Below are 8,585 nucleotides of genomic sequence, written 5' to 3' on the forward strand. Positions count from 1 at the left end.
TGAAGAAGGCGGATCGTCGGTCTTTTTTTATTGCGTAATGTAATGAGATTTACTTGGGTGTTGATGGGCTAAGCGACTTGCGGCAGAAGCGGCAATGGCACCTACGATATCATCTAAAAAGGTGTGAACGCGGGGACCGTCGTGCTTATTCAGTTCTTTCAAAATGCCCGGTTTGACTTTATCAATGTATCCGTAGTTAGTAAAACCGATGGAGCCGTACACATTGACGATGGATAGTGCGAGGATCTCATCGATCCCATAAAGCCCTTCGTCTTCTTTGACGATTTCTTGCAGTGGATGCAGCAGTTGATTTTCTTCTGCCAAAATATCCAATTGGACACCCGTCAAAATCGTGTTGTGGACTTCCCGCTTGCTTAAGACAGCGTTGACGCTTTCGATACACATCTCCAACGTGATGCCTTCAATGTAATCTTTTTGCAAGAACATCACCAATTCGCCGATGTCTTGCAGTGAGACACCGCGGTCGGCCAACAATTCTCTTGCTTTGTCTTCAAGTGTTTTGCTTTCTAATACCATATAGTTCCCCTCCATGTAAAAATAGTTTATTCAAAAGTCAACATGCGACTGATGGATTGCAATCATAAGTTGTGCCCTATTCCAGTTGCAGCCCATGCCGTTTGGGTTTAGTCCCTTCTGACATTTAGGTGTTTGCTAATTTTGCTTTGGCTGCCACTGCCCAAGGATGGGGGACCACTAAGTCACCGGCAAAGAGCCAGTCCATATAATAGCCAGCGGCAGATTCCAAGGAATCATCGAGGCGCTCTAATAAACCGGTTAAGAAAGGTGCTTGATCTTTGCGATCCCATTTGATTTTGTCGGCTAAAAAAACGATCAGATCGAGACGACTATATTGGGCCTTTAAGGTGGTATGACAGCTGATGGCGGACAGAATCTCTGGGTCAGACACCTGAAAAACCGTTTTTGCCAACAAAGCGGATTGCTGCTGATGCAGCAAAAAAGGTGCTTGCCGCTCCGCGTCTAAGATCGGTTCGCCTACCGCTATCTGCAAGGCGATTCGCTGGTCATTAGGGATGACGACGCTGACATCGTGCAGCAGTCCTGCTGAGTAAGCTTTGTCCGCGTTGACTTGAAACCGTTCTGCCAATCCTTTGGCTTCTTGGGCAACGGCTAGATTGTGGACCGCCGTTTCGGCATGATCGAAGGCTTCCAGATACTGAACCATTTGCTCAGTGAGGGTCTTCCCCTGTAAAGGGAGATAGGTGGCAAGACCAACTTGTTTCATCTCAGCTACTCCTTAAAAAGACTCGTACTGTGGGCGGGTTGCGTCCGCGTTTTGGGATCAATGTAATGGAGTGCATTGTTCACCGCAGTTGGGGCTTCCCCGAAACCAGTAGCGATCAGGTCGACTTTTCCATCGTATAAAACGACATCCCCACAGCCATAGATCCCAGGAACAGACGTGCTCATATCTGAAGAGACGAAGACTCCTTGGCGGCTGCTTTTCATGCCCCAATCCTTGATGTTCAATGTGGAAGAAAAACCGTAATTGACGATCAAAGCATCCAATGAAAGGCTGACCGTTTCATCACCCTTGACTTGCTGCAACGAGACACCAGTCAAACGTTGCTCTCCTTGGAGCTCTTGAATCACATAAGGAGTCAGAATGTTGACGGCAGAAGCTTGTAATTTGCTGACGCTATGTTCATGAGCACGAAATTCAGGACGGCGATGGATCAAGTAGACTTCACTAGCGATCGGCTCCAGCATCAATGCCCAATCGATGGCAGAATCGCCGCCACCGGCGATCGCTACTTTGCGTCCGGCATACTTCATCAAATCGGTGACAAAATAGTCTAAGCCGTATCCTTCAAACCGCTCGCTTTCTGGCAAAGTCAGTTTGCGCGGCTGGAAGGAGCCGTTTCCTAAAGCCAAAATCACGGCTTTCGAGTAATGGATTCCTTTGTCGGTAGTGACTTCGATATAGTCTTCTTGTTTTTCGACCGACAAGACGGTTTCTTCTAAACAATATTGGTGATTGAAGGTCGTCAACTGTTTTTCCAGGTTTTGGACAAGATCGCCCGCTTTGATTTTCGGATAACCTGGGATATCGTAGATGTATTTTTCTGGGTATAAAGTAGCAAGCTGACCGCCTAATTGCGGCAAGCTGTCGATGATCTTGGTTTTGGCGTTACGCATACCGGCATAGAAGGCAGAAAACATCCCGCTAGGTCCGGCGCCGATAATCGTTATATCAAAAATATCCATGTTATTCCTCTTTTCTAAGCACGTTGGGGTGAAGCATGTTCGTGTTGTACGAATAGCTTCATTATAGCAAAAATTATCCAAACTAGCATTTTTTCAATTTTCTGCTATCATGGATTTATGAGAGAGAAGGAGGAGTTAATGTGTCTAAATTTCCACAGTTAGCATTAGAAAAACAAACTGGCCATAAAGCAGTCATCAAAACCAATCGTGGGGATGTAGTTGTACAATTGTTCCCAGAATTGGCACCAAAAACAGTGAAAAACTTCGTTGAATTAGCGAAAAAAGGGTATTACGATGGGATCATCTTCCACCGTGTCATTCCTGATTTTATGATTCAAGGCGGTGACCCAACTGGTACAGGAATGGGCGGCGAAAGCATCTATGGCGGCAGCTTTGAAGATGAATTTTCAAAAGAATTGTTCAATCTTCGTGGCGCTTTATCCATGGCAAACGCTGGTCCGAATACTAACGGCAGTCAGTTTTTCATCGTCAACAATCAAAATGTTCCTAGCAACATGTTAGGTCAATTAGAAGGTGCTGGTTATCCAGCTGAAATCATCGAAGCCTATCAAGCAGGTGGTACTCCTTGGTTAGATTTCCGTCACACAGTCTTCGGTCATGTGATCGAAGGAATGTCAGTTGTTGATGAAATCGCTGGCGTGCAACGGGGACCACAAGATCGTCCAGTGCATGATGTAGTGATCGAAACGATCGAAATCAGCGAATAAAACAAAAGAACCCAAAGCAGTTTCAACGGTCATCCTCAGGAGACCGTTGAAATGGCAGCTTTAGGGTTCTTTTTTTACACGTAAGCGTTAATCGATCGGTTGGTCTTTAAACGCGGCGGCGATTTGATTGAGTGCTTTTTCTAATAGCTCTTTAGGGCAGGCAAAGTTTAGCCGCATATGGTGACTCCCGTGGGGACCAAAGATACTTCCTTGATTCAACACGACGCTGGCTTCTTTGATCAGTTTTCTATGTAGCTGATTGTCCGTTAGGCCATAGGCAGAAAAATCTAGCCAGATCAAGTAAGTTCCTTCAGGCTTTTGAAACGACACGGTTGGCAGTTGGTCAGTCAAAAAGTCACAGACAAAGGTGCGATTTGCCTCTAAGTAGGACAATAGTTCTTCTAACCATTCTTCAGATTCACGATACGCTGCTTCAGTAGCGATCAATCCAAACGTATTGATCTCCCCTTGAACGTTACGCTCCTGTGTTTTTGCAAATTGGCTGCGCAAGGTTTTATCTTTGATGAATACCATCGAATTTTTGATCCCAGCTAAATTAAAGGTCTTGGTTGCTGAAGTCAAGATGATTGAAAAATCGGCAAAGTTTGGCTCAACTGTTTGGAAAGAAACAAAGTGATTTGGCGCAAAAACGATGTCTTGATGAATCTCATCACTGACAACGATCACTTGATGTTTTTGACAAATACGGCCGATCGCCAGTAGTTCTTCTTTGGACCATACCCGGCCACCAGGATTATGCGGATTACATAGAAGAAACAATTTTACCTTCTTTTCGATGATCGTTCGTTCCATCGCATCAAAATCGATGACGAAGCGTCCATCTTTTTCCAATAAGGGTTCTTGAATTAAGGTACGCTGATTGTTTTTGACAACATGGGCAAAGGGATGGTAAACCGGATCGTGGATCAATACGGCATCTCCTTCTTGGGTGTAACTTTGGATCGCTAGTGCAATACTAGGAACGACACCGCTATTAAAAAGGATCGCTTCTTTATTGATGGTATAACCATGACGTCTTTGCTGCCAATCGATGATGGATTCAAGCAGCGAATCAGGGATGGTGGAGTACCCATAGATCCCTTGGGCAACTGCTTTTTCTAACGCTTTTTTCACTGGTTCTGGTGCCAGAAAATCCATGTCGGCTACCCAAAGCGGCAATAAGTTTTCTTCCTTATAGGTTTTTGCAATTGTATCCCATTTGACGCTATTGGTATTTAAGCGCGGATGAACTTTGTCAAAATTGATCATGCGTTTCCCTCCTATATTGTGTAACGTTGTTTCTGATGCTTCAAATCTACCACTAGTTCAAGTATAATGAAAGTGGAAAAGAGAGGAAAGACTATGAATTATCAAATCGGGAACATTATAGAAGGAACAGTCACTGGGATTCAACCCTATGGTGCATTTGTTTCGTTAGATAAAGAAACGCAAGGCTTGATCCATGTTTCAGAGATCCAATCCGGGTTTACTAAAAATATCCATGAAGTCTTACAGATCGGCCAAAAAATCCGTGTACAAATCATTGATATTGACGAATACAGCCAAAAGATCAGTTTGTCCCGCCGTACATTGGAAACAAGTTTTGTTCAGCCACCCTTTAAGCGTAAACGCTACTTTACAAATAAGAATAAGCGGATCGGTTTCCGTACGGTTGGAGAAGCTTTACCAGTGTGGGTGAAAGAAGCTAAAGAAATGTTAGAAAAAGAAAACAGCAACAGATAATCGTGCATATTTTCTGAAAATGTGCTAAAATTAGTTTACAAACAGATGAATAACTGAGGTGGGTATTTTGGGATCCAAAAAAGTAGCGGGTACAGTTATGATGCACTTAACAAATGGTTCGAAACGATTTTTGATGCAAATACACGAAGGCACTGCGGAATTAGCGTCAACGGATTTTTCTGAAGATAAAACCGGCTTGGCTACGATCTTACAATTGTTTAAAGACCGTATTCACCTTGATGTGACAGCGATCGAACTCGTTGAACTCACAAACGGAAATATTGATACGCAAAATATTCCTTTATTTGTTTTTGAAACACAAGAAGCAGGACAAACGCAACAGCTGCCAGAGGGGTATGCGTGGGAAGAGCCCAATATCTTTCGTAAGATCATTGAAGACTATAAGATCGAAGGCGTTCCGTTCTTTTAGCACCTGAATACTAGCGAAAAGACTGAAGACCGTTACAACGGTCTTTTTTTATTGAAAACTTTTTGTAAATAAAATGAAATATTTCCTTGACCTAAGTCAAGAAGAATGGTAAATTAGTCAACGTTGGCAATTGAGTCAGCGGGTCAAAAGAGCGTTTGAAAAAAATTCAAAAAAATGCTTGACCAAAAATGAAACAGATGATATTATAACGAAGTCGCAACAATAAAATAGTTAATTGACGTTGATACATCAACAAAATTAATTAAAAAAAGTTGTTGACAAATAACAAATCATTTGTTATTCTAATGAAGTCGCTGAGACAGCCGCTGCGAAGTTGAAAAACAACGAGCGAAAAAAACTTTTAAAAAAGAGTTGACAATCAATTGTCGCTCTGATATGATATAAAAGTTGCTAACACAGCACTGTAGACCTTTGAAAACTGAACAAAGCAAGCAAACGAACCAATGTGTAGGACGTTTCAATTTATTGAAACAAATACATGCAAGCAATAGCTAGCAAAGTTAATTTTTATGAGCTTAATGACCGTATGGTCATTCAAACAAATCATTATGAGAGTTTGATCCTGGCTCAGGACGAACGCTGGCGGCGTGCCTAATACATGCAAGTCGAACGCTTTTTCTTTCACCGGAGCTTGCTCCACCGAAAGAAAAAGAGTGGCGAACGGGTGAGTAACACGTGGGTAACCTGCCCATCAGAAGGGGATAACACTTGGAAACAGGTGCTAATACCGTATAACACTATTTTCCGCATGGAAGAAAGTTGAAAGGCGCTTTTGCGTCACTGATGGATGGACCCGCGGTGCATTAGCTAGTTGGTGAGGTAACGGCTCACCAAGGCAACGATGCATAGCCGACCTGAGAGGGTGATCGGCCACACTGGGACTGAGACACGGCCCAGACTCCTACGGGAGGCAGCAGTAGGGAATCTTCGGCAATGGACGAAAGTCTGACCGAGCAACGCCGCGTGAGTGAAGAAGGTTTTCGGATCGTAAAACTCTGTTGTTAGAGAAGAACAAGGATGAGAGTAAAACGTTCATCCCTTGACGGTATCTAACCAGAAAGCCACGGCTAACTACGTGCCAGCAGCCGCGGTAATACGTAGGTGGCAAGCGTTGTCCGGATTTATTGGGCGTAAAGCGAGCGCAGGCGGTTTCTTAAGTCTGATGTGAAAGCCCCCGGCTCAACCGGGGAGGGTCATTGGAAACTGGGAGACTTGAGTGCAGAAGAGGAGAGTGGAATTCCATGTGTAGCGGTGAAATGCGTAGATATATGGAGGAACACCAGTGGCGAAGGCGGCTCTCTGGTCTGTAACTGACGCTGAGGCTCGAAAGCGTGGGGAGCGAACAGGATTAGATACCCTGGTAGTCCACGCCGTAAACGATGAGTGCTAAGTGTTGGAGGGTTTCCGCCCTTCAGTGCTGCAGCAAACGCATTAAGCACTCCGCCTGGGGAGTACGACCGCAAGGTTGAAACTCAAAGGAATTGACGGGGGCCCGCACAAGCGGTGGAGCATGTGGTTTAATTCGAAGCAACGCGAAGAACCTTACCAGGTCTTGACATCCTTTGACCACTCTAGAGATAGAGCTTCCCCTTCGGGGGCAAAGTGACAGGTGGTGCATGGTTGTCGTCAGCTCGTGTCGTGAGATGTTGGGTTAAGTCCCGCAACGAGCGCAACCCTTATTGTTAGTTGCCATCATTTAGTTGGGCACTCTAGCGAGACTGCCGGTGACAAACCGGAGGAAGGTGGGGATGACGTCAAATCATCATGCCCCTTATGACCTGGGCTACACACGTGCTACAATGGGAAGTACAACGAGTTGCGAAGTCGCGAGGCTAAGCTAATCTCTTAAAGCTTCTCTCAGTTCGGATTGTAGGCTGCAACTCGCCTACATGAAGCCGGAATCGCTAGTAATCGCGGATCAGCACGCCGCGGTGAATACGTTCCCGGGCCTTGTACACACCGCCCGTCACACCACGAGAGTTTGTAACACCCGAAGTCGGTGAGGTAACCTTTTTGGAGCCAGCCGCCTAAGGTGGGATAGATGATTGGGGTGAAGTCGTAACAAGGTAGCCGTATCGGAAGGTGCGGCTGGATCACCTCCTTTCTAAGGAATATTTCGGAAGACTACACATCGTTTGCCTTTGTTCAGTTTTGAGAGGTCTACTCTCAAACAAATTTGTTCATTGAAAACTGGATATCGAAGAAAAAATCAAAACAAGTAACACACACCGAGTTGAAATGTTAAAAGAGTTTTTTAATAAGTTCAACGCTTATTTTCTTGAGCAACCTTCTATCGCTAGAAGAAGTACTCAAAACCGACCGTAAGGTCAAAGGTTAAGTGAATAAGGGCGCACGGTGGATGCCTTGGCACTAGGAGCCGATGAAGGACGGGACTAACACCGATATGCTTTGGGGAGCTGTAAGTAAGCTATGATCCAGAGATTTCCGAATGGGGAAACCCAGCATCTTTTATAGGATGTTACGTCTGCGTGAATACATAGCGCAGTCGAGGTAGACGCAGAGAACTGAAACATCTAAGTACCTGCAGGAAGAGAAAGAAAATTCGATTCCCTGAGTAGCGGCGAGCGAAACGGGAAAAGCCCAAACCAACAAGCTTGCTTGTTGGGGTTGTAGGACTCCGATATGGTAGTCTATTCAGATAGTCGAAATACTTGGAAAAGTATGTCAAAGAGGGTAAAAACCCCGTAGGCGAAATTTGGATAACACCTAGGAGGATCCTGAGTACGGCGGAACACGAGGAATTCCGTCGGAATCCGGGAGGACCATCTCCCAAGGCTAAATACTCCCTAGTGACCGATAGTGAACCAGTACCGTGAGGGAAAGGTGAAAAGCACCCCGGAAGGGGAGTGAAATAGATCCTGAAACCGTGTGCCTACAACAAGTTAGAGCCCGTTAATGGGTGATAGCGTGCCTTTTGTAGAATGAACCGGCGAGTTACGATAGCATGCGAGGTTAAGTTGAAGAGACGGAGCCGCAGCGAAAGCGAGTCTGAATAGGGCGAATGAGTATGTTGTCGTAGACCCGAAACCATGTGATCTACCCATGTCCAGGTTGAAGGTGCGGTAAAACGCACTGGAGGACCGAACCCACGTACGTTGAAAAGTGCGGGGATGAGGTGTGGGTAGCGGAGAAATTCCAAACGAACTTGGAGATAGCTGGTTCTCTCCGAAATAGCTTTAGGGCTAGCCTCGGAATTGAGAATGATGGAGGTAGAGCACTGTTTGGACTAGGGGCCCATCTCGGGTTACCGAATTCAGATAAACTCCGAATGCCATTCATTCATATCCGGGAGTCAGACTGTGAGTGATAAGATCCATAGTCGAAAGGGAAACAGCCCAGACCACCAGCTAAGGTCCCCAAATAACTATTAAGTGGAAAAGGATGTGGGGTTGCAC

The 8,585-nt window shown here is 45.2% G+C and carries 7 protein-coding genes and 2 rRNA genes (1 of these 9 only partly in view); 5 read left to right on the forward strand and 4 right to left on the reverse strand.

Translation table 11 applies throughout. From position 1 onward, the window contains the following. Window positions 1-27 precede the first annotated feature (27 nt). The 3 genes from IGI88_RS09875 to IGI88_RS09885 form a co-directional block, all read right to left on the reverse strand. On the reverse strand, window positions 28-537 hold the full coding sequence (locus IGI88_RS09875) for a phosphatidylglycerophosphatase A family protein (RefSeq protein WP_005227653.1): 510 nt from the start codon (window positions 535-537) through the stop codon (window positions 28-30). A 124-nt stretch (window positions 538-661) separates the two neighbouring features. Beyond that, complete coding sequence (gene yqeK, locus IGI88_RS09880; protein WP_086299137.1) at window positions 662-1,264, reverse strand: bis(5'-nucleosyl)-tetraphosphatase (symmetrical) YqeK; 603 nt, start codon at window positions 1,262-1,264, stop codon at window positions 662-664. Window positions 1,265-1,269: 5 nt separating this feature from the next. Continuing rightward, window positions 1,270-2,247 carry an NAD(P)/FAD-dependent oxidoreductase gene (locus IGI88_RS09885; protein ID WP_008378083.1) on the reverse strand — a complete coding sequence of 326 codons (978 nt, stop codon included), beginning with the start codon at window positions 2,245-2,247 and terminating at the stop codon, window positions 1,270-1,272. A 140-nt stretch (window positions 2,248-2,387) separates the two neighbouring features. Between IGI88_RS09885 and IGI88_RS09890 the strand changes: the two genes are divergently transcribed. Further along, window positions 2,388-2,975, forward strand: coding sequence for a peptidylprolyl isomerase (locus tag IGI88_RS09890; protein ID WP_086299138.1), 588 nt, complete (start codon window positions 2,388-2,390; stop codon window positions 2,973-2,975). An 87-nt stretch (window positions 2,976-3,062) separates the two neighbouring features. Here the strand turns inward: IGI88_RS09890 and IGI88_RS09895 are convergent, their stop codons facing one another. Then, window positions 3,063-4,244 carry a MalY/PatB family protein gene (locus IGI88_RS09895; RefSeq protein ID WP_086299139.1) on the reverse strand — a complete coding sequence of 394 codons (1,182 nt, stop codon included), beginning with the start codon at window positions 4,242-4,244 and terminating at the stop codon, window positions 3,063-3,065. 93 nt (window positions 4,245-4,337) lie between these two features. On the opposite strand from IGI88_RS09895, the gene IGI88_RS09900 reads away from it, so the two are divergent. The 4 genes from IGI88_RS09900 to IGI88_RS09915 all read left to right on the forward strand — a co-directional run. Then, the gene (locus tag IGI88_RS09900; RefSeq protein ID WP_008378090.1) at window positions 4,338-4,718 is read left to right on the forward strand and encodes a CvfD/Ygs/GSP13 family RNA-binding post-transcriptional regulator; all 381 of its coding nucleotides are present in this window, start codon (window positions 4,338-4,340) and stop codon (window positions 4,716-4,718) included. A gap of 67 nt (window positions 4,719-4,785) precedes the next feature. Next, entirely contained in the window at window positions 4,786-5,148 is a 363-nt protein-coding gene (locus IGI88_RS09905; protein WP_008378091.1) for a hypothetical protein, read from the forward strand. A gap of 565 nt (window positions 5,149-5,713) precedes the next feature. Continuing rightward, window positions 5,714-7,273 (forward strand): 16S ribosomal RNA (locus IGI88_RS09910). Between the two features lie 228 nt (window positions 7,274-7,501). Continuing rightward, a 23S ribosomal RNA gene (locus IGI88_RS09915) occupies window positions 7,502-8,585 on the forward strand; it runs 1,831 nt beyond the window's last position. The 16S and 23S rRNA genes sit together here, the layout of an rRNA operon.

This window comes from Enterococcus sp. AZ179, assembly GCF_050498885.1.
GTDB classification, from domain to species: domain Bacteria; phylum Bacillota; class Bacilli; order Lactobacillales; family Enterococcaceae; genus Enterococcus_D; species Enterococcus_D entomosocium.